Below are 24,258 nucleotides of genomic sequence, written 5' to 3'. Positions count from 1 at the left end.
CGCGATCAGCAGACCGGCTTGGGGTTGACGCCGAGGGCCTCCAGCGTCTCGAAGTAGTCCTCGTAGGCGGCCTGAACCACCGCGCTCGCGGCCGTCTCGGCGGCGTCCCAGTCGCCGTCTTCGGCCAGCGCGTCGAGTGCCGCCTGGCGCAGCTCCTCGATGTCACCGCCCAGATCACGAAACACCTGCGAGGTCTGGGGGTCGGCCTGCCCGACGAAGAAGCCGGTAAGCTGCTCGAAGGTCTTCTTCGCGACGAGCGTCCAGCCGACGAGCCCGCCCAGGCGGGCAGCCGTCTCGTCTTGCTCGGCCAGCGTCTCGAACATGGCCGGCCGCTCGCCCGGTTCGTGGTCGCCGTGCTCGTCGACGATCGTCTCGTAGTGCTCGCGGGCGGTGTCGGCGGCCGTCTCGAAGGCGTCGCCCTCCCACCCGTCGACGGTCTCGAACGCGTAGTGTGCGCGGTCGGCCGCGCCAGCGAGGATCGGCCCCTCGTCCATCTCGCCGCCGGTGAGCGCGTACAGCGCCTTGGACGAGCCGAGCCGCGAGAGCGCCGTCTTGTTCTCGGAACTGATCGTGTCGACGAATTCCTGAGCGTCCATACTGGTCGCTACGGTCGCCAGGGCTTGTAACTGCCGGGATCCGACGGCAGCCACCGGGCCGACCGGCCATCACGGGCGTTAAGCCCGTCGGCGTCCAGATACGCTGTAATGAGCGAGTCCCCGCTCGTCGTCGCCATCAGCGGCAGTCTGCGCGAGACGAGCACGACGTGTCTGGCACTGGAACACGCGCTGTCGGCCGCAGAGACGGCCGGCGCGACGACGGAACTGGTGGACCTCCGCGAGTGGGAACTGCCGCTGTTCGATCCCGACGACCGCGACCGGGGCGACGCCGTGGCGTTGCGGGCGCTGCTCGACGACGCCGATGCGGTGGTGCTGGGAACGCCGGTGTACCACGGGATGGTGTCGTCGGCGCTGAAGAACGCGCTCGACTACCTGGGGCGCGACGAGTTCCGAGACACGACGGTCGGACTGCTGGCGACTGCCGGCGGTGGCTCCTACGGCCCGGCGCTGGAACACCTCCGGACCGGCGTCCGGACGGTCCACGGCTGGACGCTCCCCCACGAGGTCGGAATCCGCAACGCGTCCGACGCCTTCGACGACGACGGAGCCTTCGTCGACGCCGACATCGAGGCCCGGGTGCGGACGCTCGGCCGGATGGTCGCTGCCAACGCCGGGACCGAACCGAAAGCCGCAGTATAGCGGGTCCCTGCCCGATTATCGAAGTCTGAATCGATGTCGGTCGCCGGCAGCGTCGGTGAACGACCAGACAGGTATATGGTGGCTCAGCCGAATCTCACCACCATGTTCGACCAGCACCTCGGCGACGACCGCCCGTCCGAGTACCACGTCCTGTGGGACGGCGGCCGGTCGGGGTCGAACCCGCAGATCGACGTGCGCCTCCTCGAAGGGTGGGCTCGCAAGTGGGGCTACGACGTCGATCGCCGTCGCCGCGTCGACAGCGACCGAGCCGACGAGCCCCGCGAGCAGTGCCAGATCGCCTTCGCCTTCGGCGAGATCGTCGAAGAGACGCTCTCCTACGGCGACCGGGAGTACACGTTCACGACCGATCGGACGCCAGCGACCTACTTCGAACTCGACGAGTGTGGCGACGCGCGCCTCGCGACCTGGGCCAGCGAGCGCACGCTCACGCTCCGAGAACTGCGTATCGACGGCCGGGACCTCGTCTTCGACGCGGTGTTCGAGCCCGGACCGGGCCGCGTCCACGGCCAGTGGCTCTCGACGACCGTCGATCAGACGCGGTACTGGCTGACAGGATAGTCGGAGCCGCGAGCGATCGGCCTGTCTGTACGGGAACCCCGAGCAAAACGGAGTGTCCGACAGTCGTTTCGAAAGCGTAGCGAACGGACACTCCGACCGTCGAAGTATGACAGAATAGTTTTAAGAATGGCGAAAAGACAGCGTTTTTCGGACAGAACCGCAGTACGGTAGCGGGTGGTTTTCCATGCCCATTGTTGTCTATATACCGTATATATGAGCGGGATTTATCCGACAGTGCCGGCCCGATCCACGTAATGGATTCACAGGGGGATTCCGGGTCGGACGGCTGGTCTGTCCTGCCGAGCGCGATCCGGCGACGGTTCGTGTGGAAGTTTCTGACGACGGTCGCGGTCGTGATCGTCGTCACGGCTGGCATCGGCATCGTCTCGTTGAACACTGCGACGGCGACCCTGACGGGGCAGGTCGACGAGCGGACGACGACGACCGCGGAGTTACAGGCCGACGCGCTGGACCGGTGGCTCGACGGTCACCGAGACACGGCCAACCAGATCGGACTCCGCCCGGACGTACAGGCCGGGAACGCCTCGTCGGTCCAGTCGTACTTCGACGCTCATCGCTTCGGTCCGGACGTGGTCAGCGTCAACTACGTCGCCGACGACGGGACGGTGCTCGCGAGTACGAACGCTTCGCGGGTGGACACAACCGTCACCGGCACGGCGGTCGGCGAGGCCATCACCGCGGGCGTTCCGGTCGGACCGGCACAGGTCGTCGACGACACCTACGCCCGCCGAGGGACGACCGTCGCCGGCATCGTCGGCAACTCGGTCGGGAGCGAGGGCGTGATACTGGTCGAGGCGTCGCTGGGCGAGCCGGTGGCCGGCTTCGATCCGAAAGACCGGTCGGGGTACACGACGCTGCACGACTCGGAGGGGATGCTGTTTGCTACCGTCGAGTCGCCAGCGAACGTTCCCGAACGGGTCCGGCGTGCCAGCGACACCGGGTCGGTGAACCTCGAATCGTCCGCGAGCGAAGTCGTGGGCCACGCCCCCGTCGCAGGGACCGACTGGGTGATCGTCCGCCACCTCCCCGCGTCGGCCGCCTTCGCCGTCCGAGAGGAGATCCGGACGGGCATCCTCGCCGTGATGGGCGCACCGCTGGTGTTGCTCGGCGGTCTCGTCCTGGTGAGCGGCCGCCGAACCGGTAACGCGCTCGAACGGCTGGAACGAAAGGCCGGACGCATCGAAGACGGCGACCTCGACGTGACGCTCGAACAGACCCGAGCCGACGAGATCGGGCGACTCACGGCGGCCTTCGACAGTATGCGCCAGTCGCTCCGCGAAGAGATCGAGGAGGCACGATCTGCGCGCAAAGCCGCTGAAGTCTCTCGGGCCGAGGCGATGGAACTGACCGGCTACCTCGAAGCGACTGCCGACGACTACTCGGACGTGCTCGCCGAGTGCGCTGCGGGGGATCTGACGGTCAGGATGGAGCCCGACGGCGAACACGACGCGATGGACCGCATCGCGCGCGACTTCAACGATACCGTCGCCGAACTGGAGAAGACGACCGGTCAGCTCAAGACGTTCGCCGAGGACGTGGCCGATTCGGCAGACCACGTCGAGACCAGTACCGCGACGCTCCGGCAGGCCTCCGAACAGGTCGCCGAGGCCGCCCAGCAGGTGTCGCTAGACGCGTACGAGCAACAAGAACAGCTGGCCGAGATCAGCGAAGAAGTAGACGCCGTCGCGAGGACGCTCGAACGGCACGCCGACCAGCACGAAGCGCTGGACCTCGACGAGCCGCTGGCTCGCATCCGGGCGGTAGCGACGACCCTGTCGGACGTGGCAGAGATCAGCGAGGAGACGACGCAGGCCGCTGAGACCGTCGCCGGTGCGGCAGAGGAACAGACCGCCGAACTCAACGAGGTGTCCCAGCAGGCCAGCACTCTCAAACAGTACGCCGGGCCGCTGGGTGACGTGCTCAGTCGCTTCCGGACCGAGTCCGAACGGGAGTTCTTCTTCCCGTCCGGTCCGGGCAACGTCGGCGAGGAAACCGCCAACGACTCGGGTCCGGGCGAGTGACCGCTCGCGGACCGACCACCGCAGGCGCGGCGTTTCCGCCGGTAGTCGGCCGGCCGAACAGTCAAGAGCGTGTGTGCTCATAGCTGGGCTATGGCCGAATTCGCCCGGCTGGCGGGCGCACCCGATCGCCTCGCGGGCCTGGTCGGAGAGACGACGCTGACGCCGGACGCGACCGATCCGTACTACGAGCGGGTGCTCTTCGCGCTCAGAGAGAACGAGCTGACAGCCCCGGCACGGTCGGGCTCTCCGGCGGTGTACACGAGCTATCGACCCGACCACTTCGACAGCTACGCGGTCGACCGGCCCAGCTACGTCGTCCTCGGCGCGGTCCCGACGTTGCAGTGGCTCGACTGGCTGGACGACGACCGCGTCGAGGTCGTCTTCGGGGGCGATCCCGGCCGGCAACTGGTCCAGTGGGCCGAGATCCGCGGACGGGACCACCGTATGCGCGCCGAGCCGCTCCCGACCGACATCGCCGTCGAGTCGGTCGATCTCGGGATGCCCGCGGCGTTCGACGACGACGGGCGGTTCGCGCCGGACGGCGACCCCGCCCCCACGCGGGTCGAGACCGACGCCGCGACCCTCGAACGGCTCGTGACGGCCGCCGAGATCGTCGACAGCGAGAGCGTGCCCGTCGTCGTCGAAGACGGGCAGTTCCGGCTAGCCGTGTCCGGGGAGGTCGTAGCAGGGACGGGAACGCTGTCGGCCCGGACCGTCGAGGGACCAGACTGCCGGAACTGGTACGGGCCGGAACTGGGCGCGCTCACGCGGACCCTCGGCGGACCGGTTCGCCTCGAAATCGTCCCCGACGGACCGATGGCAGTCGTCCAGGAGACGGAAAGCGCGACGCGGCGGTACGTGTTCGACGAACGGGTGTAGCGACTGTCGGCACTCGTCGTCGTGGCACGAAAGAAAGAACAGAAACTGACCTCAGTTGCCCTTTTCGATGGGCGCGCCGACGAGGTTGCCCCACTCGGTCCAGGAACCGTCGTAGTTGACGGTGTCGTCGTAGCCCAGCAGCTCGTGGAGCGCGAACCAGGCGACCGAGGAGCGCTCGCCGATGCGGCAGTAGGCGACGGTCGTCTCGTCGCCGTCGATGTCTTCGTCGGCGTACAGCTCCTGCAGCTCGTCGAAGTCCTTGAACGTGCCGTCGTCGTTGGTCACGGCCGCCCAGGAGATGTTCTTCGCGCCGGGGACGTGGCCGCCACGCTGTGCGGTCTCCTGCAGGCCCGGGGGTGCCAGCACTTCGCCGGAGAACTCCTCGGGGGAGCGAACGTCCACGAGCGGGAGGTTCTTCTCGATGGCGTTCTCGACGTCGTCGCGGTACGCGCGGATGGACTCGCGCGGGCCGGACGCCTCGTAGTCGACGGCGGAGAACTCGGGGACCTCGTCCGTGGTCGTGTAGTCGTTGTCGAGCCAGTACTCGCGACCGCCGTCGAGGAGCCGAACGTCGTCGTGGCCGTAGTACTTGAACTGCCAGTAGGTGTAGGCGGCGAACCAGTTGGAGTTGTCACCGTAGAGGACGACCGTCGAGTCCTCGCTGATGCCGTGGCTCCCGAGCAGGTCCTCGAAGTCTTCCTTCGAGAGGATGTCGCGGGTGGTCTGGTCCTGGAGCTGTGTCTCCCAGTTGAAGCCGATCGCGCCGGGCGCGTGGGCCTCGTCGTACGCTTCGGTGTCTACGTCGACCTCGACCAGTCGGTGGTCGGGATCGTCACTCTGGAACGAGTCGAGGTTGTCCTCGACCCACTCCGCCGTCACGAGAACGTCGTTTGCGTAGTCGCTCATAATACAGGCCAAAATATGCACCCCATCCATATAACCCCACCCTCTCTCGGCATAGCCCGCCACTCCTCCCCTCTGGCGGCAGTTTCTGCCCCTTGTCGGACGTATTAGTATGCGAATATTTCGCACGGTTCCGGCGGCGCTCCCCGACTGCTGGCGGTTCGCTCCGGACGGCGGGCCGCGGGCTGGAAAATATCTCCGCTATCTTCGAGCGACCGAGACGAACGGTTTCAAGCCGTCGCGTCCGCAACGGTCGAGCAATGACAGATATCGTGTCCCAGTCCTGGCTCGCGGAGCGTCTGGACGACGTGCGCGTGGTCGACGTCCGCGACGCCTGGGAGTACGACGGCATCGGCCACCTCCCGGGTGCGGTCAACGTCCCCTTCGACGCGTTTCGCGCCGACGAGAGCGGCGAGCACGACGAGGGGATGCTCCCCGGGCGAGCGAACTTCGCGACGCTGCTCTCGGAGGCGGGAATCGCCAACGGAGACGAGATCGTCGCCTACGACGACACACACGGGGTCTTCGCCGCTCGCTTTCTCGTGACGGCGGCGCTGTACGGCCACGACCCCGCGGCGCTGCACCTGCTCGACGGGGACTTCTCGGCGTGGCAACTCGAGCGCGAGACGACCAGCGAGACGCCTGCGCCGACGCCGACGGAGTACGCGATCGAGCCACCGGCCGAGACGCCACTGGTCGACGCCGACGCGGTCGCCGAGGCCGTCGACGGCGACGCCGTGATCGTCGACACCCGAGAGGGGTGGGAGTACGAAGAGGGCCACATCCCCGGTGCGGTCCGGCTCGACTGGCGCGAACTGGTCGACGACGAGAGTCGCGGCCTGCGCCCCGAGACGGAGGTCCGGGAACTGCTGGCGTCGCGCGGAATCGTCCCCGAATCACGGATCGTCCTCTACTGTAACACGGCGCGCCGGATCAGCCACACCTACGTCGTCCTGTCTCACCTCGGATACGACGACCTGGCCTTCTACGAGGGCAGTCTCACCGAGTGGAGAGCACAGGACCGTCCCCTGGAGACCGGCGAGAGCTGACCGTCTGGCGGTCGACGGCCTACTCCGTGTGTTCGGAATCCAGTTGGCGCTGGACCGCCGGCCGGTCGTTGGTGAGCAACTCGACGGCTTCGACGAACAGCGCGACGACGAGCGGGCCGGCGATGAATCCGACGAGCCCGATCGAGAGCACGCCACCGGTAAAGCCGATGAAGTAGAGGCTCGCGGGGATGTCCGCGGTGTAGGGTGCGAGCTGTGGCCGGATGATCGCGTCGGGGAGGAAACCGACGAAGACCAGTCCGATCACCAGCAGCGTGGCTGCCGCGGTCAGATCCCCGGCGACCACGTCCGTCGCGGCGACCAGCGCGATCAGGATGCTCGGGCCGACCACCGGAACGAACTGGAGGATGCCGGCCACGGCCGCCAGTCCGAAGGCACCGGAGTAGCCCAGACCGGCGAACACGAGGTAGGCGATGAGGAACGTGCCGAGTGCCGTCGCCCCCTGGAGGACGTAGATCGCGTACAGGGTGTTTCTGGTCCGCTCGTGCATCGTGCGGACGAGCGAGTGGAACTGGTCGGGGACCGCACGGAAGACGACCGCCGGTGCGGCACTCGGTCGCAACAGGAGCGCGTACACGAGCAGCGTGAAGAGAAACAGCTTCAGCCCGATGATCGGCGCGCTCCCGGCCACGTCGACGGCGAGGCCGGTGATCGCGACACGAGCGGTCGCGACCAGCGATCCGACTTCGAAGCCAAACGGCATCCCCAGGATCTCGAACTCGAAGCCGGTCGGAAGCGTCCTGAGATACGCTAGCAGCGTTCCACGACGGCGGTACAGCGACCACAGCAGCGGGCCGATCAGCGCCGCAACCGAGAGGAAGGCGACGCTGGTCGCCGCGGCGGCGGCGATCCGACGGTGGATCCCTCGGTCGACGAGCAGTCGGCGAAGCGGATAGAGCACGTACGCGACCGTGATGGCGAAGAAGACGGTCGTCACGACGCTCCAGAGTAACACGACCGTCAACAGCCCCGTCACGGCGACCAGCCCGACGAGCACTCCCTGTCGACTTCGCATGCCACAGTACATTCTCCCCGGTCTCAAAAGCGTTCCCCGGCGGGAAGCGGGCGAACTCGGTCACAGTTTCCCACCGAGAAACTCCGAGTTCCGTTTTATGTCGTCCGACGGTGAAGGTCGGATATGCGACGCACACTCTGCGCACTGCTCGTAGTGATCCTCGTGGTCGGCACGCTCCCCGGGACGGCGGCCGCGGCCAGCCGGACCGGCGGGACAATCACGGTCGGCCCGGGCGAGACGATCGACGGCGACCTCGAAGCGGTCGGGGGCACAGTCGTCGTCGAAGGGACCGTCACGGGCGACCTCGAAGCCACCGGCGGCACCGTCGTGATCGACGGCACGGTCGAGGGCGACGTCGAGGCGGCTGCCGGAACCCTCGACATCGGCGGGACCGTCGGCGGCGACGTCGAGGGCGCGAGTGGGTCCCTGAAGGTCGACGAGGGCGCTCAGATCGGCGGCAACCTGACCGCCGGGGCCGGCTCGGCCACCGTCGACGGACGGATCGACGGCAACGTCGAGATCGGTGCCGAGGAGATCACGCTCGGCCCGACCGCCGACATCCGCGGCGATCTGACCTACGACGGCACCCTGAACCGCGCGGACGGCGCGACCGTCGGCGGAACAGTCGAGCGGACCGACAACGTGAGCGTCAGCCCCAGCGGCCCGTCGTTCGCCTTGCCGACCGGGACCTTCACCGCCTACGGCGTCCTCGCGAACCTCGTCGCGGGGGCCGTTCTCCTGGTGGCGTTTCCCCGCTTCTCGACGAGCGTCGCCGACGACGTGACCGACGATCCCCTCCGGATGGGGGCGTTCGGACTGCTCGCGCTCGTCGGGGTTCCCCTGGTCTGTGTGCTCCTGTTCGTGACGCTGGTCGGCATCCCGCTGTCGATCGCCGGCATCGTCGCGTACGCCTTCCTCGTGTGGGCTGGCGCACTGTACGGCCGGTTTGCCCTCGGGCGCTGGCTCCTCCGACAGATCGACCGGGACAGCCGGTGGCTCGCGCTGCTGGTCGGTGTCCTCGGAGTCGCTGCGGTGAAGTTCGTGCCGATCCTCGGCGACCTCGTCGAGGCCGTCGTCGTGCTGGTCGGACTCGGCGCGCTCGTCATCGGCATGTACGATCGCTACCAGAGCGACGAGGACGAGGCCGAACCCGCCCCCGAGCCGGCCGCTGTCGACACCGAGCCGTCGGCCTGATACTGCCGGCTGTCACTTCGTGACGAGCTTCGCCACCCCGGGGTGGCGAAATCGGTCACAGATGTACAGCCGGTCGTATGAGCGCCACGCGGCGACACGCTCAAGGGCGACCGTCCGAATCGAACCGTATGCGCGTGACAGTCGAGATCGTCGGGGGCGAGACCCACGAGGTCGATGTCGCGGCCGGCGACAGCTACGCCGACCTGCTGGCTCCGACCGACCTCAGCCCCCACACGGTCTCGATCCTGGTCGACGGCACGCCCGTCCCAGAGGACCAGCCCGTCGAGGCAGACCACGTCCGCGTGGTCCGGCTGGTCAAAGGCGGGTGAGCGTGGTGGCCGTCCCGAGAGAGCGAAATACTTTCTGGCGGGCGAGTCGCCAGTACGAGACGATGCGGGTCCGCGAGGCGACGCCGGCCGACCGGGCCGCCGTCGCGAACGTCCTCGACGGGGCGGCCCTGGAGACCGAGCCGGCCCGGCTGAAAGCGAGCCTCCAGCGCGGCGAGACGCTGCTGGCGGTCGCCGACGACGGCGAGCGCGTGCTGGGGGCGCTCGTACTGGACGGCGATCGGATCGTCAGCGTCGCCGTCCGCCGTCGCCGACGCGGGCAGGGGATCGGCTCGGCACTCGTCGAGCGTGCCCTCGCGGAACGGGGGCGGCTCGTGGCGGCGTTCGACGAGCGGGTCCGGCCGTTCTACGAGACGCTCGGCTTCGCGATCGAGCCGGTCGACGGGGACGAGTCGCGCTATCGCGGTCGCCTGGAAGATGAGTAGCGTATCGAGGGTCGTGCTGTCGGCTGTCACTCCGCGCTGGCGACGAGGGGCGTGACGATCTCGCGCCCGGCGGCGAGTAGCTCGTCGACCCGCTCGCGGCTCGTCGCCTCGGCGTACACCCGGAGCTTGGGCTCGGTGCCGGAGGGGCGAACGAGGAGCCAGGTGCCGTCTGCCAGCGTCATCTTGAAGCCGTCGACCGTCGAGACCGAGTCGACGGACTGGCCGGCCACGCTGTCCGGGAGCGACGACTCCAGTGCCGCCAGCACGCGCTCCTTTCGGTCGTCCGGACAGTCGACGCTGATCCGGCCCTGGTGGATCTCGCCGTGCTCGGCCAGCAGCGCGTCGACGCGCTCGTCGAGCGGGCGGTCGTGTGCGGCCGCGGCGGCCAGCAGCGACAGCAGGACGCCGTCCTTGTTGCGGAGGTGTGCGGTGAGCCCGAACCCGCCCGACTCCTCGCCACCCATCAGGGCGTCGTGTTCGGCCATCGCCGCGGCGACGTGCTTGAACCCGACGGCGGTCTCGTGGACCGACTCGCCGTGAGCCGCGGCGACGCGGTCGACGATCGAACTGGTCGAGACGGTCCGCACGACGCCGGCCGATCCAGCACCGTCCGGTCGCTCGCTCCCGCGTGTCGCCAGCAGGTCGTCGTACACCGCGGCGAAGAAGAGGTTCGGGTCGAGGAAACCGCGGTCGGGCGTCACGACGCCGATCCGGTCGGCGTCGCCGTCGTTGACGATCCCGAGGTCCGCGTCGCCGTCTCGGACCCGCTCGATCAGCGCCTCGACGCGCTCGGCGACGGGCTCCGGTGCGCCACCGCCGAAGTCGGCGTCTCGCTCACAGCGCAGGCGGACGAGGTCGGCCCCGGCCCGCTCTAGCAGGCGGTCGGTGACGCCGCGGCCGCTGCCGTGCATCGCGTCGTAGGCGACCGTCAGCCCGTCCAGATCGACCGGCTCGTCGCGGCTCTCTCCGGCGAACTCGACGGCGTGGTCGAGGTACGCCGCCAGCAGGTCCGTCTCCTCGACGCTCCCCCACTCGGACTCTGGCAGCGAGTCCGGTCGGGCAAGCGCCGCCTCGACGGCGTCGGTCGCGTCGGCCAGCGCCGGTTGGCCCCCGGCGGGCACGAACTTCACGCCGTTGTACTCCGGCGGGTTGTGCGACGCCGTCACCATCAGCGCGCCGGCCAGTCCGCGGGACTTGACCGTCCACGCGACGACCGGCGTCGGCGTGTCCCGGTCGGGCAACACCACGTCGAAGCCGTTCGCACACAGCACGCGGGCCAGTTCCTCGGCGAACCCTCGCGAGTGCGAGCGTGCGTCGTAGCCCACGGCGACCGTCTCGCCGTCGTGACCCGCCTCCCGGAGGTGAGTCGCGACACCCTGGCCCACCATGCGGACCCGCTCGTCGGTGAACTCGTCGAGCGTCGCCCGCCAGCCGTCGGTGCCGAAGGCGATGGCCTCGGCGTCTGCGTCTGTCATGGCTGGCAGTGCAACCCCGGCCGGCAAAAAGCTCCCGTCCTCGCTACTCCCGACAGTCGCACTCGATCAGCCGCTCTTTTCGCCCCCGTGAGTACTGCTTGATCTCGTACTCGCGGCTCATCGCGGCCGAGCGGCTCTCGAAGGACTCGACGTGGACCAGCGCTACGGGCGTCCGACCGCGGGTGTACTTCGCGCCCTCGCCCGCGTCGTGTTCGGCCACGCGGCGCTGTACGTCCGTCGTGTAGCCCGTGTACAGCGTGTCGTCGGCACAGCGCAGGACGTAGACGTAGTGGTCGCTCATCGGTCGCGTACCTGTGGCTGGGGCGTTCGTCGGCAGAACAGGGCGTCGCGTGGTACTGGTACCACGGTACGGGTGGCCCAGTCGGGCCTCACACCTTGTGGGCGCGCTCTCGGGCAACCTCGGCGATTCCAGCGTTCGCCGAACAGCTCGGGCAGGCGCGGACGTTGCCGCTCTTGTCCGCGAACACTCGAGCGAAACGATCCGACACGTGCGCGCCGCAGTGATCGCACTCTGGCATGGTTGGGGCCGGTTTCTCGGCGTCCGGCACTCGTACGTATGGGAGCCAGTTCCATAGCCTCACATGCCAACACAGTTAGGGCGTTACGCACCGCTCGCATCGTCGATCTGGCGGGCGATCAGCCCGGCCTGCGTGCCGGCCGTGAAGCCGGCGTCGACGTTGACCGTCGAGAGGGCGGTACAGGACTGGAGCATGCCGGACAGCGCCGCTTCGCCCTCGCCAGCGTGGCCGTAGCCGGTCGAGACCGGGAGCCCGATCACCGGCACGTCGACGAGGCCGGCGACGACCGTCGGCAGCGCCCCCTCGCGACCGGCGGCGACGATCAACACGTCCTGCTCGCGCAGGGCCGGGAGCTGGTCGACGACGCGGACGAGGCTGGCGACGCCGACGTCGTCGACGCGCTCTACGTCGGCCCCCATCTCGCGAACGATCATCGCCGCCTCGCCCGCCGGGACCGCGTCGGAGGTGCCGGCGGTGACGACGCCGACGCTGGCGTCGAGGTCGGGTCGGTCGTACTCCGGGCCGTGGGCCACGAGCCAGCGGGAGCGCTCGGACCAGGACAGCGTCGCCGCCGGTGCCACGTCGTCGAGTCGCTCGCGGACTGCACCGGCCTGGGCTTCGTCGGCCCGCGTGACGATCGCTCGACCGGTCGTCGACAGCGCGGTCGCGGCCAGCTGTGCGACCTCCGTCGGTGTCTTTCCGTCCGCCAGCACCGCCTCCGGGACGCCGGAGCGTTGCTCCCGGGTCGCGTCGAATCGACCGGCCTCACCCGTGGCGTAGCCGGCCAGTTCCGCCTCGGCCTCGGCGGGCGTGACCTGGCCCGCGGCGACGGCGTCGAGTAGTTCGCGCATACCCACTCTCTGGAGCGCGCACACTCGACTCTTTCCTAATACTACCGGCTGTACGTCTGTGAATGATTTCGCCACCCCGGGTGGCGAAGCTCGTCACGAAGTGACAGCCGGCAGTATAACTGTTCGCCCGCCGCGTTCGCGCGCGAGCGCCACACCAGCGGTCGCCAGCGGCGGTTTCGGTGGTCGAGGCCGCCCGAGGCGAGCCAGACCACCGTAGTTTATATGGGCTGCCGAGTGTCAAAGTGGCTCAAACCCCCGTCAATACCGGCGAGAGGGCCAGGATTCAGGAAAGTATTTAACATGGCACCTGGAACACGTTCTCTGTATGGCAGACCTAATCGTCAAAGCAGCCGTGAAGGAAGAGCTCGATGACATGAACGTTGCCTCCGACTTCTACACAGCCCTCGACGACGAGGTCGAGGAGCTGCTCGCAGACGCCGCCCGCCGAGCCGAGGCCAACGACCGGAAGACCGTCCAGCCGCGCGACCTGTAAGGTCGACACCCGATCGATTTTTTCGACGCGAACCGACCAGCCACAGCGCCCGAGCTACAGTTCTCTGACGGCGACACCGTCGTCGGTCCCACAGTGGACCTCGTCGGCCACGTCGACGAACAGGCCGTGCTCGACGACGCCGGGGATCGTCGCGAGGTCCGCCGCCAGCGCGGCGGGGTCGGCGATCGCACCGAACGCGCAGTCGAGCACGAGGTTGCCGTTGTCGGTCACGACCGGCCCGTCCTTGCGCTCGGCGCGGCGAAGCGTCGGCTCCCCGCCGAGTCGCTCGACGGCCGTCGCGACGGGCCGCCTGGCAGCCGGCAGCAGTTCGAGTGGGACCGTGTGATCGAGCACGTCCGCCTCCTTGGTCGGATCGACGACGACGAGGAGCCGGTCGGCCGCCGTGTCGACGATCTTCTCGCGGGCGTGGGCCGCGCCGCCGCCCTTGACGAGGTCGCCGCCAGCGACCTGGTCCGCGCCGTCGATCGCGAGATCGATCTCGGCGGCGTCGAGGTCGGTCAGCGGGATCCCGGCGTCCCGCGCGAGTTCGCGGGACTGAAACGATGTCGGAACCCCGGTCACGTCCAGCCCGGCGTCGACGGCCGCGCCGATGGCCCGTATCGCGTGGGCCGCGGTCGAGCCGGTCCCGAGTCCGACCACCATGCCGTCCTCGACGGCCTCGGCGGCCGATTCTCCCGCCGCGCGCTTCGCGTCGTCGCTTCCGCCCTGTTTCATGCCCGGAGGGTCCACGGACGCGGACAAAACGTTTGTTCTCCGTGGCGACGCGCACCGGTAAGTAACTACAACGTTCCGTATCACTCGGGCGAACCGGTCACGCGTCCCGTGACCTCGAACAGCGTCGGCACGAGGCGGTCGGTGACGACGACGTAGGCGAGAAAGAGCATCGCGACGCCCATGAAGGCCGCCCAGGCCCCTGCGGTCGTGTCGCCGGTCTGGATCGTCGCGAACGCGAACCGCTCGACGTACGTGCCGGCGACCGACAGCACCGCGGTGCTCAGGCCCGCGACGAGCAACTCGACGAGTTCGGGAAACAGATCGAACAGTTCCGAGTCCATGTACGGACCCACCAGAGTCGCTGTCGAGTACCTTTTGGTTCGCGGGATCGCAACGACTATGACTTCCGTCGTCGGAATTCACACTATGGCAGGACGGTACGGCAACGTCGACTACGCGGCGCTGACGAAACGAAGCTTCCTCCTCGGTGTCGCCCTGTTCGCGATCGGCGGCCTCGGTGGGATCGCCGCCGGTGCGACCGGCGGCCCGATCCCGGGCTGGGAGCAGACACTGCTGTTCGACCTGGAGCTGGTCGGCCTGGTGATCGCGCTCGTGACTCCGTTCCTGTTCGGGATCGTCCTCCCGCTCACCGAGTGATCGGCGGGCGAGACTGTGTCGTGGGCGAAGCGACGAGGTCGTCGGCTAGACGACGCATACTTTTTATCACGCTCTCGCGACCTGCCGGTATGTTCGGTACGAGCGGTATCCGGGGACCAGTCGGCGAGGCGGTGACCGCGGAGCTCGCCCTCGACGTGGGGCGGGCGCTGGGCGTCGAAGCCGATCGGGTGGTAGTCGGGCGCGATCCGCGCGAGTCCGGGGAGCTACTGACCGACGCGCTGGCGGCGGGACTGCGCGAGTCCGGGACCGACGTGATCGACCTCGGAGTGGCGGCGACGCCGACGGTCGCCCGTTCGGTAGGGTGGCGCGACGCCGACGCCGGGGCGGCGATCACGGCGTCGCACAACCCCGCGCCCGACAACGGGATCAAGCTCTGGCAGCCCTCCGGCCAGGCGTTCGACGAGGCCGGGCGCGAGCGGATCGCCGAGCGGGTCCGCGACGGCGTCGCCGACCTCGAAGCGTGGGACGGGCTCGGCACGCGGACGACGTGGGACGGCCGCGAGCGCCACGCGCGGACGATCGCCGACGCCGTCTCGCTCGCTCCGGCAGACGCACCCCCGGTGGCCGTCGATCTCGGCAACGGCGCGGGCGGCGTGAGCGTCGACGCGCTCCAGCGGCTGGGCTGTGCGGTCGAGACGCTGAACGCCCAGCCGGACGGCTCGTTTCCGGGCCGTCCCAGCGAACCGACCGCGGACAACTGCGCGTCCCTGTCGGCGCTGGTCGCGAACACGGACGCCGAACTCGGTGTGGCACACGACGGCGACGCCGACCGCCTGCGAGCGGCGACGGCCGACGGGCGTTTCGTCTCCGGCGACGAACTGCTGGCCGTGTTCGCCCGCGAGGCGGCGTCGCCCGGCGACACCGTCGCGGTGCCGGTCGACACGAGCCTCGCGGTCGCGGACTTCCTCGCCGAGTCCGACGTGTCGGTAGCGTACACGCCGGTCGGCGACGTGTACGTGGCCGAGCGAGCGAGCCAGTCGGGCGTCGCCTTCGGCGGCGAGCCCAGCGGTGCCTGGATCTGGCCCGACCAGACGCTGTGTCCGGACGGACCGCTCGCGGCCTGCCGGCTCGTGGCGCTCCACGCCGAGGAGCCACTCCGGGAACGCGTCGCCGCGGTGCCCGACTATCCGATCCGCCGCGAGAGCGTCGCGGTCGAGGACAAGCACGCCGTCGTGGACCGCCTGGCCGACCGGATCACCGCCGAGTACGACGACGTGGCGACGCTCGACGGCGTTCGGGTCGACCTCGGAGACGCGTGGTTCCTGGTCCGGGCCAGCGGGACTCAGCCGTTGATCCGGATCACCGCCGAGGCACGAGACGAGGGGCGAGCGACGGACGCCTTCGAGATCGCGCGCGACGCCGTCGCTGGGGCTCGCGAGTGATACTGCCGGCTGTAAGTCTGTAACAGTGACAGCCGGCAGTACGAGACCGACAGAGCTGCCCGGCCGAGCGCTCGCTGGGCGCACTCGACTGTGCCGCGACGTGAGACGAGAGAACCCGCAGCGTTCGCGTGTCTGTCAGACCGCGCGACGATCGGAGACTATCCGCGCCGTTTCGACCGGGCTTCCCGAACGCCCGCGCCGTCGCGAATCTTGTCCTCGCACTGCGGACAGACCCGCGGTGCATCGACCCCGTTGGGTGTGAAGACCCGTGCGTAATCAGCCGTCACGAAGTTCCCGCAGTTCTGGCATTCCGGCATACGTCTCTCAACAAGGGAATCTGGCCTCTTAATGGTTCGTTCCTCCGATGCGAGCGCGGGTCGCGGTTCGGCGCGGACAGCGACGGCCGGTCGTATCAGAACTGGCTGGTGATCGAGCCGTCCTCGTCGAGTTCGACGACGCCGTCGAACAGCTCCCGGAAGCGGTCGACCGTCTCGTCGTCGTGGACGCCGCGAGCGAGGTGGAACATCCCGACGGCGTCGTGGTCGGCCAGCAGGTCGAGGAGCCGCTCCAGCGCCTGGACGGCGCGGTCCTCGTCGGCGTAGTAGATCAGTTCCGTGACGGAGTCGAAGGTCACCCGCAGCTTGCCGTCGTGATCAGTCAGGAACGTCTCGGCCTCGTCGACGATGGCCTCCCAGTCGTCGGGCGCGGAGACGTAGCGGACGTTGTCGGACTTCCGGCGCGTGTACCCGCGCTCGACGGACAGCGTGTCGAGGATGGTCGCCCGGTCCTCGTCGACCTCGTAGTACTCCAGTTTCTGTTCGACCTCGCGGGCCGTCGTCCGCGTCGAGACGACCAGCAGGTGGTCGGTGTCGGTACTGAGGAAGTCGGTGTCCAGTCGGTCCGTCTCGCCGGTGCTGGGATGCAACAAGAGGATGCCCGTCCCGCCCGGGATCGACTCGGGCGTGTTCTCGATGGCGAGGGAATACTCCATGTGGTCGCAAAGGGTGCCCGGCGCGCTTTAGAGTATCGGTCGTTTCCCCCGACGAGAGATGTGACCACACCGATCGGGCAAGCGGTCCGACGGGCTCAGAAGACGCTGTCGGCGGTCGCGGCCCCGACGACGCTGAAGATCGCGCCCACGGAGACGGCCTTCAGCGTGGTCGTGAACACCCTCCGCTGGGTCGGCTCCGCCAGGATCTCCGCCTCGACGAGGAACGTCTGCGGTGCGGTGAACGCGAGCGCGAGGATCGCCACGGAGCCAAAGGAGACGCCCATCAGCGAGACGAACCGGATCGGCACACCGGCGACCTCGGCCTCGGTGTCGGGATCGCGGTCGTCGTCGGCCTTGTACAGCGCGCCGTAGCCGATCGCGAAGACGATGGCGACGACGAGGAGCGCGTGGGCGTCGGTCATGTTCGCCGCCAGCACCCACACCTCCTCGGTGACGACGAAGGGACCGGCCAGCAGGAACCCGCCGACGAGTTGCTGCGCACTGTCGGCGATTCGATAGCGCGGTGCCCGTGTCATGCCGTGGTCTGGGCGGCGGGCCGGGAAAACGGTTTGTGTTCGACGGTCACGGCGACAGGGCACGCCGGAGTCGCGTCCAGCCCTCGCGGTAGACGAGCAGGTACGACAGGGGGAGAGCCGCGGTCGTGAGCACGGGCAGCGCCAGGATCTGCGTGAATGGGTCCGGTGGGGTCACTAGGACCCCGACGACGAACGCACCGCCGATGGCGACGAGTGCCGTCTCGACGCGGCGATCCCACGCGGTCTTGGGGTGCTCTCGCTCCCAGCGACGCCGACGGTAGAGGTACAGCAGGAGCCCGAACGGCGCGAACAGAGCCACCGGAACCACCAGGATCGGGTTCCGTCGACCGCGGGCGCTGGCGTCGCGGTAGACCCAGTAGCCGAGTAACGCGAACAGACCACCGACGAAGCAAGCCCCGAGTACGCCGATCAGGAGTGCCGGCCGGTCGGTAAACGGGAGGGCGACGGATCGGACGATCATAGTTCCACACCATCGCGGGCGGAACATACGTGTCACGATCGCGACCGTCCGAACCGCCTTTGTCCCGTCCCCGCGTTCGCTCGGGTATGAGCGTCAGCGACGCCTTCGACGAGTGGGCTCGTTCGGGCAAAGATCAGGGGATGGAAGAGCGCCACTGGCACACGGCCAAGCACGCGCTGGCCCGGATGCCGGTGGAGAGCGAGGCGCGTAGCGCCTCGAAACGGTCGAGCGGGGAGCGTGGTGACCCGCGAGACGAGGGCGACACCGTCCTCGATCTGGGCTGTGGCAGCGGCTACGCCGGCCGTGCCCTGCGCGAGACGAAAGACGTGGGTCGCGTCTACGGCGTCGACGTCGCGCCGGAGATGGCCCACAACGCACGCGCCTACACCGACGACCCGCGGGTCGCCTTCGCCGTCGGCGACTTCGAGCACCTGCCCTTCGACGACGACAGCATCGACCACTGCTGGTCGATGGAGGCGTTCTACTACGCCCAGAACCCCCACACGGTGCTCGACGAACTCCGCCGCGTCCTGCGCCCCGGCGGGACCTTCTACTGTGCCGTCAACCGGTGGGAGGAGCACGTCCACTCCCACGAGTGGGAGGAACTGGTCGGCGTGCCGATGCTGCTGTGGAGCGAACAGCAGTACCGCGAGGCGTTCCGCGAGGCCGGCTTCGCCGTCGCGGGCCAGGACCGGATTCCGGACACGGAGACGGAGATCCCCGCCGAGAGCGAGTTCCCGACCGAGGACTGGGAGACGCGCGCGGCGATGGTCGAGCGATACCGCGAGTACGGCACGCTACTGACGGTCGGCGTCGTTCCCGAGTAGCGCTCCGTCGAGGCTGGCAGTTTCAAACCAGTTAAGGACGGTCCCACCCTCCGATAGGGTATGAGCGAGGTCGAGCGTTCGGGTCGGGAGGAAGTCTGGATCGAGAAGTACCGCCCGCAGACCCTGGCAGACGTCGTGGGCCACGAGACGATCGTCGAGCGCCTGCAGAGCTACGTCGATCGCAACGATCTGAGCCACATGCTGTTCGCGGGGCCGGCCGGCACCGGCAAGACCACGAGCGCGACGGCCATCGCCCGGGAACTGTACGGCGAGGACTGGCAGGAGCACTTCCTCGAACTGAACGCCTCCGACGAACGCGGGATCGACGTGGTCCGAGACCGGATCAAGAGCTTCGCCCGCACTTCTTTCGGCGGCGTCGATTACCGAATAATATTTCTTGATGAGGCAGACGCGCTTACTTCTGACGCCCAGTCAGCACTCCGCCGGACGATGGAGCAGTTCTCGAACAACGTCCGCTTCATCATGTCGTGTAACTACTCCAGCCAGATCATCGATCCGATCCAGTCCCGGTGTGCCGTCTTCCGCTTCTCGCCGCTGGGCGACGAGGCCGTCGAGGAAGAGATCCGCCACATCGCCGACGAGGAAGGGATCGAACTCACCGACGACGGCGTCGACGCGCTGGTCTACGCCGCCGGGGGCGACATGCGCAAGGCGATCAACGGCCTGCAAGCGGCCTCGGTCTCGGGGGACGTGGTCGACGAAGAAGCGGTCTTCGCGATCACTTCGACGGCCCGTCCGGAGGTCATCCAGGGGATGGTTCAGGACGCCATCGACGGCGACTTCACGGCCGCTCGGGCGCAGCTGGACGATCTCATCACCGAGGAGGGGATCGCCGGTGGCGACATCATCGACCAGCTCCACCGGTCGATCTGGGAGTTCGACGTGCCCGACGAGCAGGCCGTCCGTATCCTCGATCGGGTCGGCGAGACGGACTACCGGATCACCGAGGGAGCCAACGAGCGGATCCAGCTCGAAGCGATGCTGGCCTCGCTGAGCTTAGACGACTGATCAGAGCCGGGTTCCCAGCGCGGCCGCGACGACGCCCAGCACCAGCCCGTAGACGGCGTGCCACAGCAGCGACGGCGGCGCGAAGTTCGGGAACGGCGGCGAGGCCGGCGACCCGACGACGCTCAGCCAGACCGGCATCACCAGCGCGGCCAGCCCGATCCATGTGAGCACGCCCCATCCGAGGCCGAGTCCGACGAGCCGGTTCGCCTCTCGCACGTCGAGTGCCTGTGCGAGCGCGGCGAAGCCGACGCCCAGTACGGCCCCGTGAGAGACGTGGACGGCCATCCCGAGGCCGGGGTTGGGCGGCGGCGCGAGGCCGTACAGCGACGGAATCGCGACGGCGAGCGTCGCGTCGTTCATCACCAGCACCAGGACACCCATCGCGAGCGCGCCAGCGATACCACCGAGGACGCCGGCCTTCCAGTCGGCGGTCCCAGCCGCGGTTCGCTGCGCGTCGACGTTTTCTGTTGACATGCGACCGGAGGATCGAAGGGGAAGATAAAACTCGTGTGGTGGTCGTGGCGTGTCTGGCACGACCGGGGAACGCTTAACAACGGCGTCGGCAGACGGCGCGTCACGCCGGCTGTCACGGATTGAGCCTTCGGAACTGTTTTACCCGCTGCTGGGCCAACAGTATCCCAATGAGCGACCTCGCCGACGAATATCGACTCGACTACTTCGAGGAGGAGGGGTTCGAGCGGCTGAAGTGTGGGACGTGTGGCGATCACTTCTGGACGCGCGACGCCTCCCGCGAGACGTGCGGTGAGCCACCCTGTGCCGAGTACGGCTTCATCGACGACCCCGGCTTCGAGGAGACCCTCTCGCTCGAAGAGATGCGCGAGACGTTTCTCTCCTTCTTCGAAGAGCGCGACCACGGCCGGGTCGACCCCTATCCCGTCGCCGCCAACCGCTGGCGCGACGACGTATTGTTGACCCAGGCGTCGATCTACGACTTCCAGCCCCACGTCACGACGGGCCAGTCGCCGCCGCCGTCGAATCCGCTGGTGGTCTCCCAGCCCTGCATCCGGATGCAGGACATCGACAACGTCGGCAAGACCGGTCGCCACACGATGGCCTTCGAGATGGGTGGCCACCACGCGTTCAACGCCGACGAGGGGTCGGGCTACGCCTACGAGGGCGAGGTCTACTGGAAAGAGGAGACCGTCCAGTACTGCGTGGAGCTGTTCGAGGAGCTGGGCGTCGACAGCAGCGAGCTGACCCTGATCGAGGACGTGTGGGTCGGCGGGGGCAACGCCGGGCCGTGTTTCGAGGTGATCTACCAGGGGCTGGAGCTTGCGACGCTCGTGTTCATGCAGTTCGAGCAGGACCCCGACGGCGACTACGAGATGAAAGACGGCAACAGCTACTCGGAGATGGACCGCCGGGTCGTCGACACGGGGTACGGGATCGAGCGCTGGACCTGGATGAGCCAGGGAACCCCGACGGTCTACGAGGCGATCTACCCCGAGATGATCGAGTTCCTGCGGGACAACGCCGGGCTCGACTACACCGACGAGGAAGACGAGATCGTCTTCCGGGCGGCCAAGCTGGCCGGCCACATGGACATCGACGAGGCCGAGGACGTCGAGGCGGCCCGCGACACCATGGCCGAGCAGTTGGGCGTCGAGACGGCGCGGCTGGTCGAGCTGATGGAGCCCCTCGAAGACATCTACGCCATCGCCGACCACTCCCGAACGCTCGCGTACATGCTCGGCGACGGCATCGTCCCCTCGAACGTCGGGACGGGCTATCTCGCGCGGATGGTGCTGCGTCGCACCAAGCGCCTCGTCGACACGGTCGGCGTCGACGCGCCCCTTGACGAACTCGTCGACATGCAGGCCGACCGGCTGGGCTACGACAACCGCGACACCATCCGCGACATCGTCCGGACCGAGGTCGAGAAGTACCGTGAGACGCTGGACCGCGGCGGCCGGAAGGTCCGCCAGTTGGCCGACGACTACGCCGAGCGAGGCGAACCGATCCCGGTGTCCGAGCTGATCGAGCTGTACGACTCCCACGGCATCCAGCCGGACATGGTCGCGGAGATCGCCGCCGAGCGGGGCGTCGACGTGGACGTGCCCGACAACTTCTACGGACTCGTCGCCGACCGCCACGGCGGCGGCCAGGCCGTCGAGGAGGAAGCGACGGTCCCACACGAGGAACGGCTCGACGAACTCCCGGAGACCGACCGGCTCTACTACGAGGACCAACAGCGCATGGAGTTCGAGGCCGTCGTCCTCGAAGTGTTCGACCGCGAGGACGGCAATTACGACGTGGTGCTCGACCAGACGATGTTCTACCCCGAAGGCGGGGGCCAGCCCCCGGACCACGGGACGATCTCGACCGACGACGTCACCGGAGAGGTGACCGACGTGCAGGTCCACGGCGGCGTCATCGTCCACACCTGTGACGAGGACCCCGGGACCGGCGAGTTCGTCCGCGGGCAGGTCGACGCCACCCGTCGCCGTCGGCTGATGCGCCACCACACCGCGACACACGTCGTCATCCACAGCGCCCGGCAGGTGCTGGGCGAGCACGTCCGCCAGGCCGGCGCACAGAAGGGGACCGACTCCTCGCGGATCGACATCCGCCACTACGAGTCGATCAGTCGCGAACAGGTCAAGGAGATCGAGCACCGCGCCAACGAGATCGTGATGGACAACGCCGCCGTCACCCAGGAGTGGCCCGACCGCCACGAGGCCGAGAAAGCGCACGGCTTCGATCTCTACCAGGGCGGGATCCCGACCGGCGAGCAGATCCGCCTGATCCACGTCGACGACGACGTGCAGGCCTGCGGTGGCACCCACGTCGACCGGACGGGTGACGTGGGTGCAATCAAGCTGTTGAACACGGAGCGGATCCAGGACGGCGTCATCCGACTCACCTTCGCCGCCGGGGACGCGGCCATCGACGCCACCCACGAGGTCGAGGACGCGCTCTACGAGACGGCCGAACTGTTCGACGTGGCACACGGCGACGTGCCCGAGACGGCGGCACGCTTCTTCGACGAGTGGAAGGCCCGCGGCAAGGAGATCGAGGAGCTGAAAGAACAGCTCGCCGAGGCCCGCGCGAGCGGCGGCGGAGACAGCGAGGCGGTCGAGGTCGCAGACACGACCGCCGTCGTCCAGCGCATCGACGCCGACATGGACGAACTCCGGGCCCAGGCCAACGCCGTCGTCGACCAGGGCTCGATCGCCGTGCTCGGTTCCGGTGCCAGCGGTGCGCAGTTCGTCGTCGCCGTCCCCGACGGCGTCGAGGTCAACGCAGGCGAAGTCGTCGGCGAACTCGCTTCCCGCGTCGGCGGCGGCGGCGGCGGCCCGCCGGACTTCGCACAGGGGGGTGGCCCAGACGCCGACAAACTGGACGCGGCACTGGACGACGCACCGGAGATCCTCAGACAGATCGCGAACGTCTGATCGGGACCGTCCCCGTTGCTTTGCTGTTCCCGCAGTCGCGAGTTCGGTCACGGCTGCGGGGCGATCCGTCCCGACGATCAGAGCACCAAGCTACTTTTACGTCGGTCCAGAAGGGCCGACCGATGCCATACTGTCTGGCCTGCGGGACGAAGACAGATTTCGAGACACAGACGTGTCCGTCCTGTGGGCAGGCGGTCAGACACCGGATCGATCCGCCGGGAGACGCGTTTCCGGAGCCGTCCGAGCCGGAGGTCCCCTGGGAGGAGGACGACGCCGAATCTGGGACGGACGACGCCGACTCCGGGGCGGGCGACGCCACGAACGGGGCCGGGGCCGAGGAGTCGAAGCCACTGGCGGGGATCGACGACACGCTCGCGGCCGAGGACGACAGAGCGGTCGAGGACGACGGAGCGGGCGACGCTCCGCCGTCGACGGACCCGTCGGGCCCGTCGCCCTTCGCCGATCGCTGGTCGTTCGGCGTGGCGGCGACCTATCCGGTCGACGAGGACTACCGGCCGCTGGTCGTCGGCGGGATCGTGGAACTGATCGCGCTCGTGTTGCCCGTCTTCTCGCTCGTCACCGTCGGGTACGGCTTCCGGCTCTGTGGCGCGGTCGCGCGGGGCCAGCGCGAGCGACCGGCGTTCGACGACTACGGCGAGTCGCTGGTCGGCGGGCTCCAGTCCCTGCTCGTGGCGGGGCTCTACGGGGTGATCCTGCTGGTCGGTGGGGGGGCCACAGCGGCGGTCTGGACCGTCGACGAACCGCTCGGGATCGCACTGGGCGTGACGACCGGCGTGCTGGGACTCTACCCGTTCCCGGCCTCGCTGACGGTCTACGCCGCGACCGGCGAGTTGCGAACGGCGTTCTCGCGGGCGTCGGCCGGTCGGTTCGCGACCTCGGGGACGTACGTCCGGGCGTGGCTCGCCTGGCTCGCCGGGATCGTCGCCGTCGCCCTCGCGGCGGTGCTGTCGGTGATCACGCTCGTCGGCCCCGTCGTCGTCCGGGCCTGGGGCACCTACTCGCTGGGAGTGTTGTGGGGGTACTACTACCGCAGCGCCGCCGCCGCGGGCGTCGTCCCGCCGGCCCCCGACGAGCCCGTTCGGTGAACCGATACGCAC

Annotated in this window: 27 protein-coding genes; 15 read left to right on the top strand and 12 right to left on the bottom strand. The window is 68.6% G+C overall.

Translation table 11 applies throughout. The features are described from left to right. Positions 1–5: 5 nt before the first annotated feature. On the bottom strand, positions 6–596 hold the full coding sequence (locus IL252_RS09065; RefSeq protein WP_208627727.1) for a rubrerythrin family protein: 591 nt from the start codon (positions 594–596) through the stop codon (positions 6–8). Positions 597–704: 108 nt separating this feature from the next. Here IL252_RS09065 and IL252_RS09060 point away from each other — a divergent pair, with 108 nt between their 5' ends. The 4 genes from IL252_RS09060 (at position 705) to IL252_RS09045 (ending at position 4,756) form a co-directional block, all read left to right on the top strand. Further along, positions 705–1,256 (top strand): NADPH-dependent FMN reductase, encoded by a 552-nt coding sequence (locus IL252_RS09060; protein WP_208627726.1) that lies wholly within the window; start codon positions 705–707, stop codon positions 1,254–1,256. Positions 1,257–1,358: 102 nt separating this feature from the next. After that, the gene (locus tag IL252_RS09055) at positions 1,359–1,835 is read left to right on the top strand and encodes a hypothetical protein (RefSeq protein WP_208627725.1); all 477 of its coding nucleotides are present in this window, start codon (positions 1,359–1,361) and stop codon (positions 1,833–1,835) included. Between the two features lie 254 nt (positions 1,836–2,089). Continuing rightward, entirely contained in the window at positions 2,090–3,877 is a 1,788-nt protein-coding gene (locus IL252_RS09050; RefSeq protein ID WP_208627724.1) for a methyl-accepting chemotaxis protein, read from the top strand. Positions 3,878–3,967: 90 nt separating this feature from the next. Beyond that, positions 3,968–4,756 carry a hypothetical protein gene (locus tag IL252_RS09045; RefSeq protein ID WP_208627723.1) on the top strand — a complete coding sequence of 263 codons (789 nt, stop codon included), beginning with the start codon at positions 3,968–3,970 and terminating at the stop codon, positions 4,754–4,756. A gap of 51 nt (positions 4,757–4,807) precedes the next feature. Here IL252_RS09045 and IL252_RS09040 read toward each other — a convergent pair whose 3' ends face one another. Beyond that, the gene (locus tag IL252_RS09040) at positions 4,808–5,662 is read right to left on the bottom strand and encodes a sulfurtransferase (protein WP_208627722.1); all 855 of its coding nucleotides are present in this window, start codon (positions 5,660–5,662) and stop codon (positions 4,808–4,810) included. A 257-nt stretch (positions 5,663–5,919) separates the two neighbouring features. On the opposite strand from IL252_RS09040, the gene IL252_RS09035 reads away from it, so the two are divergent. Further along, positions 5,920–6,708, top strand: a complete 789-nt coding sequence (locus IL252_RS09035) for a sulfurtransferase (RefSeq protein WP_208627721.1) — start codon at positions 5,920–5,922, stop codon at positions 6,706–6,708. A 19-nt stretch (positions 6,709–6,727) separates the two neighbouring features. Here the strand turns inward: IL252_RS09035 and IL252_RS09030 are convergent, their stop codons facing one another. After that, positions 6,728–7,741, bottom strand: coding sequence for an AI-2E family transporter (locus IL252_RS09030; protein WP_208627720.1), 1,014 nt, complete (start codon positions 7,739–7,741; stop codon positions 6,728–6,730). Positions 7,742–7,864: 123 nt separating this feature from the next. Between IL252_RS09030 and IL252_RS09025 the strand changes: the two genes are divergently transcribed. The 3 genes from IL252_RS09025 to IL252_RS09015 all read left to right on the top strand — a co-directional run bounded on the left by IL252_RS09025 (position 7,865) and on the right by IL252_RS09015 (position 9,707). Further along, positions 7,865–8,935 (top strand): polymer-forming cytoskeletal protein, encoded by a 1,071-nt coding sequence (locus IL252_RS09025; RefSeq protein ID WP_208627719.1) that lies wholly within the window; start codon positions 7,865–7,867, stop codon positions 8,933–8,935. 128 nt (positions 8,936–9,063) lie between these two features. Next, positions 9,064–9,264, top strand: a complete 201-nt coding sequence (locus IL252_RS09020; protein ID WP_208627718.1) for a ubiquitin-like small modifier protein 2 — start codon at positions 9,064–9,066, stop codon at positions 9,262–9,264. A 62-nt stretch (positions 9,265–9,326) separates the two neighbouring features. Beyond that, positions 9,327–9,707, top strand: coding sequence for a GNAT family N-acetyltransferase (locus tag IL252_RS09015; RefSeq protein ID WP_208627818.1), 381 nt, complete (start codon positions 9,327–9,329; stop codon positions 9,705–9,707). Positions 9,708–9,733: 26 nt separating this feature from the next. Here the strand turns inward: IL252_RS09015 and IL252_RS09010 are convergent, their stop codons facing one another. From IL252_RS09010 to larB, 3 genes are all read right to left on the bottom strand, one after another. Beyond that, positions 9,734–11,182 carry a phosphoglucomutase/phosphomannomutase family protein gene (locus tag IL252_RS09010; protein WP_208627717.1) on the bottom strand — a complete coding sequence of 483 codons (1,449 nt, stop codon included), beginning with the start codon at positions 11,180–11,182 and terminating at the stop codon, positions 9,734–9,736. A 43-nt stretch (positions 11,183–11,225) separates the two neighbouring features. Next, positions 11,226–11,483, bottom strand: a complete 258-nt coding sequence (locus IL252_RS09005; RefSeq protein WP_153552258.1) for a GIY-YIG nuclease family protein — start codon at positions 11,481–11,483, stop codon at positions 11,226–11,228. Between the two features lie 321 nt (positions 11,484–11,804). After that, the gene (gene larB, locus IL252_RS09000) at positions 11,805–12,572 is read right to left on the bottom strand and encodes a nickel pincer cofactor biosynthesis protein LarB (protein ID WP_208627716.1); all 768 of its coding nucleotides are present in this window, start codon (positions 12,570–12,572) and stop codon (positions 11,805–11,807) included. Between the two features lie 325 nt (positions 12,573–12,897). Between larB and IL252_RS08995 the strand changes: the two genes are divergently transcribed. After that, positions 12,898–13,065 carry a DNA-binding protein gene (locus IL252_RS08995; RefSeq protein ID WP_015762108.1) on the top strand — a complete coding sequence of 56 codons (168 nt, stop codon included), beginning with the start codon at positions 12,898–12,900 and terminating at the stop codon, positions 13,063–13,065. 54 nt (positions 13,066–13,119) lie between these two features. Here the strand turns inward: IL252_RS08995 and rpiA are convergent, their stop codons facing one another. Together rpiA and IL252_RS08985 are read right to left on the bottom strand one after the other, a co-directional pair. Next, the gene (rpiA, locus tag IL252_RS08990) at positions 13,120–13,800 is read right to left on the bottom strand and encodes a ribose-5-phosphate isomerase RpiA (protein ID WP_208627715.1); all 681 of its coding nucleotides are present in this window, start codon (positions 13,798–13,800) and stop codon (positions 13,120–13,122) included. An 80-nt stretch (positions 13,801–13,880) separates the two neighbouring features. Then, a complete protein-coding gene (locus IL252_RS08985) occupies positions 13,881–14,141 on the bottom strand; it encodes a hypothetical protein (protein ID WP_208627714.1) in 261 nt (86 codons plus the stop codon). Between the two features lie 85 nt (positions 14,142–14,226). Here IL252_RS08985 and IL252_RS08980 point away from each other — a divergent pair, with 85 nt between their 5' ends. Together IL252_RS08980 and glmM are read left to right on the top strand one after the other, a co-directional pair. Then, a complete protein-coding gene (locus IL252_RS08980; protein WP_208627713.1) occupies positions 14,227–14,457 on the top strand; it encodes a hypothetical protein in 231 nt (76 codons plus the stop codon). 89 nt (positions 14,458–14,546) lie between these two features. Then, complete coding sequence (gene glmM / locus IL252_RS08975; protein WP_208627712.1) at positions 14,547–15,860, top strand: phosphoglucosamine mutase; 1,314 nt, start codon at positions 14,547–14,549, stop codon at positions 15,858–15,860. Positions 15,861–16,272: 412 nt separating this feature from the next. Here the strand turns inward: glmM and IL252_RS08970 are convergent, their stop codons facing one another. From IL252_RS08970 to IL252_RS08960, 3 genes are all read right to left on the bottom strand, one after another. Beyond that, positions 16,273–16,851, bottom strand: coding sequence for a hypothetical protein (locus IL252_RS08970; protein ID WP_153552253.1), 579 nt, complete (start codon positions 16,849–16,851; stop codon positions 16,273–16,275). A 95-nt stretch (positions 16,852–16,946) separates the two neighbouring features. After that, on the bottom strand, positions 16,947–17,387 hold the full coding sequence (locus IL252_RS08965; RefSeq protein ID WP_208627711.1) for a DUF2391 family protein: 441 nt from the start codon (positions 17,385–17,387) through the stop codon (positions 16,947–16,949). Positions 17,388–17,433: 46 nt separating this feature from the next. Next, a complete protein-coding gene (locus tag IL252_RS08960; RefSeq protein WP_208627710.1) occupies positions 17,434–17,868 on the bottom strand; it encodes a hypothetical protein in 435 nt (144 codons plus the stop codon). Between the two features lie 86 nt (positions 17,869–17,954). Between IL252_RS08960 and IL252_RS08955 the strand changes: the two genes are divergently transcribed. Next, on the top strand, positions 17,955–18,695 hold the full coding sequence (locus IL252_RS08955; protein ID WP_208627709.1) for a class I SAM-dependent methyltransferase: 741 nt from the start codon (positions 17,955–17,957) through the stop codon (positions 18,693–18,695). A 60-nt stretch (positions 18,696–18,755) separates the two neighbouring features. Beyond that, a complete protein-coding gene (locus IL252_RS08950) occupies positions 18,756–19,724 on the top strand; it encodes a replication factor C small subunit (protein ID WP_208627708.1) in 969 nt (322 codons plus the stop codon). Here IL252_RS08950 and IL252_RS08945 read toward each other — a convergent pair whose 3' ends face one another. Next, a complete protein-coding gene (locus IL252_RS08945; RefSeq protein ID WP_208627707.1) occupies positions 19,725–20,198 on the bottom strand; it encodes a DUF6789 family protein in 474 nt (157 codons plus the stop codon). Positions 20,199–20,365: 167 nt separating this feature from the next. On the opposite strand from IL252_RS08945, the gene alaS reads away from it, so the two are divergent. Both alaS and IL252_RS08935 read left to right on the top strand, forming a co-directional pair. Next, a complete protein-coding gene (gene alaS, locus IL252_RS08940) occupies positions 20,366–23,140 on the top strand; it encodes an alanine--tRNA ligase (RefSeq protein ID WP_208627706.1) in 2,775 nt (924 codons plus the stop codon). Between the two features lie 122 nt (positions 23,141–23,262). Then, positions 23,263–24,246, top strand: a complete 984-nt coding sequence (locus IL252_RS08935) for a DUF4013 domain-containing protein (protein WP_208627705.1) — start codon at positions 23,263–23,265, stop codon at positions 24,244–24,246. Positions 24,247–24,258 lie beyond the last annotated feature (12 nt).

The organism is Halomicrobium sp. IBSBa, from assembly GCF_017612575.1.
GTDB lineage: Archaea > Halobacteriota > Halobacteria > Halobacteriales > Haloarculaceae > Halomicrobium.
This window is presented reverse-complemented; position numbering and strand designations above follow the sequence as displayed.

What these genes read in the sequence shown, in the direction of transcription:
- larB (WP_208627716.1), bottom strand. Translation starts at nt 12,572, where the DNA reads ATGCGCGAACTACTCGACGCCGTCGCCGCGGGCCAGGTCACGCCCGCC.
- IL252_RS08960 (WP_208627710.1), bottom strand. Translation starts at nt 17,868, where the DNA reads ATGATCGTCCGATCCGTCGCCCTCCCGTTTACCGACCGGCCGGCACTC.
- IL252_RS08955 (WP_208627709.1), top strand. Translation starts at nt 17,955, where the DNA reads ATGAGCGTCAGCGACGCCTTCGACGAGTGGGCTCGTTCGGGCAAAGAT.
- IL252_RS09045 (WP_208627723.1), top strand. Translation starts at nt 3,968, where the DNA reads ATGGCCGAATTCGCCCGGCTGGCGGGCGCACCCGATCGCCTCGCGGGC.
- IL252_RS08995 (WP_015762108.1), top strand. Translation starts at nt 12,898, where the DNA reads ATGGCAGACCTAATCGTCAAAGCAGCCGTGAAGGAAGAGCTCGATGAC.
- alaS (WP_208627706.1), top strand. Translation starts at nt 20,366, where the DNA reads ATGAGCGACCTCGCCGACGAATATCGACTCGACTACTTCGAGGAGGAG.
- IL252_RS09060 (WP_208627726.1), top strand. Translation starts at nt 705, where the DNA reads ATGAGCGAGTCCCCGCTCGTCGTCGCCATCAGCGGCAGTCTGCGCGAG.
- IL252_RS09055 (WP_208627725.1), top strand. Translation starts at nt 1,359, where the DNA reads ATGTTCGACCAGCACCTCGGCGACGACCGCCCGTCCGAGTACCACGTC.
- IL252_RS09010 (WP_208627717.1), bottom strand. Translation starts at nt 11,182, where the DNA reads ATGACAGACGCAGACGCCGAGGCCATCGCCTTCGGCACCGACGGCTGG.
- IL252_RS08935 (WP_208627705.1), top strand. Translation starts at nt 23,263, where the DNA reads ATGCCATACTGTCTGGCCTGCGGGACGAAGACAGATTTCGAGACACAG.
- IL252_RS09005 (WP_153552258.1), bottom strand. Translation starts at nt 11,483, where the DNA reads ATGAGCGACCACTACGTCTACGTCCTGCGCTGTGCCGACGACACGCTG.
- IL252_RS09020 (WP_208627718.1), top strand. Translation starts at nt 9,064, where the DNA reads ATGCGCGTGACAGTCGAGATCGTCGGGGGCGAGACCCACGAGGTCGAT.
- IL252_RS08970 (WP_153552253.1), bottom strand. Translation starts at nt 16,851, where the DNA reads ATGGAGTATTCCCTCGCCATCGAGAACACGCCCGAGTCGATCCCGGGC.
- IL252_RS09015 (WP_208627818.1), top strand. Translation starts at nt 9,327, where the DNA reads ATGCGGGTCCGCGAGGCGACGCCGGCCGACCGGGCCGCCGTCGCGAAC.
- IL252_RS09035 (WP_208627721.1), top strand. Translation starts at nt 5,920, where the DNA reads ATGACAGATATCGTGTCCCAGTCCTGGCTCGCGGAGCGTCTGGACGAC.
- IL252_RS09030 (WP_208627720.1), bottom strand. Translation starts at nt 7,741, where the DNA reads ATGCGAAGTCGACAGGGAGTGCTCGTCGGGCTGGTCGCCGTGACGGGG.
- IL252_RS08965 (WP_208627711.1), bottom strand. Translation starts at nt 17,387, where the DNA reads ATGACACGGGCACCGCGCTATCGAATCGCCGACAGTGCGCAGCAACTC.
- IL252_RS08950 (WP_208627708.1), top strand. Translation starts at nt 18,756, where the DNA reads ATGAGCGAGGTCGAGCGTTCGGGTCGGGAGGAAGTCTGGATCGAGAAG.
- IL252_RS09050 (WP_208627724.1), top strand. Translation starts at nt 2,090, where the DNA reads ATGGATTCACAGGGGGATTCCGGGTCGGACGGCTGGTCTGTCCTGCCG.
- IL252_RS08980 (WP_208627713.1), top strand. Translation starts at nt 14,227, where the DNA reads ATGGCAGGACGGTACGGCAACGTCGACTACGCGGCGCTGACGAAACGA.
- rpiA (WP_208627715.1), bottom strand. Translation starts at nt 13,800, where the DNA reads ATGAAACAGGGCGGAAGCGACGACGCGAAGCGCGCGGCGGGAGAATCG.
- glmM (WP_208627712.1), top strand. Translation starts at nt 14,547, where the DNA reads ATGTTCGGTACGAGCGGTATCCGGGGACCAGTCGGCGAGGCGGTGACC.
- IL252_RS08945 (WP_208627707.1), bottom strand. Translation starts at nt 20,198, where the DNA reads ATGTCAACAGAAAACGTCGACGCGCAGCGAACCGCGGCTGGGACCGCC.
- IL252_RS09065 (WP_208627727.1), bottom strand. Translation starts at nt 596, where the DNA reads ATGGACGCTCAGGAATTCGTCGACACGATCAGTTCCGAGAACAAGACG.
- IL252_RS09040 (WP_208627722.1), bottom strand. Translation starts at nt 5,662, where the DNA reads ATGAGCGACTACGCAAACGACGTTCTCGTGACGGCGGAGTGGGTCGAG.
- IL252_RS09025 (WP_208627719.1), top strand. Translation starts at nt 7,865, where the DNA reads ATGCGACGCACACTCTGCGCACTGCTCGTAGTGATCCTCGTGGTCGGC.
- IL252_RS08985 (WP_208627714.1), bottom strand. Translation starts at nt 14,141, where the DNA reads ATGGACTCGGAACTGTTCGATCTGTTTCCCGAACTCGTCGAGTTGCTC.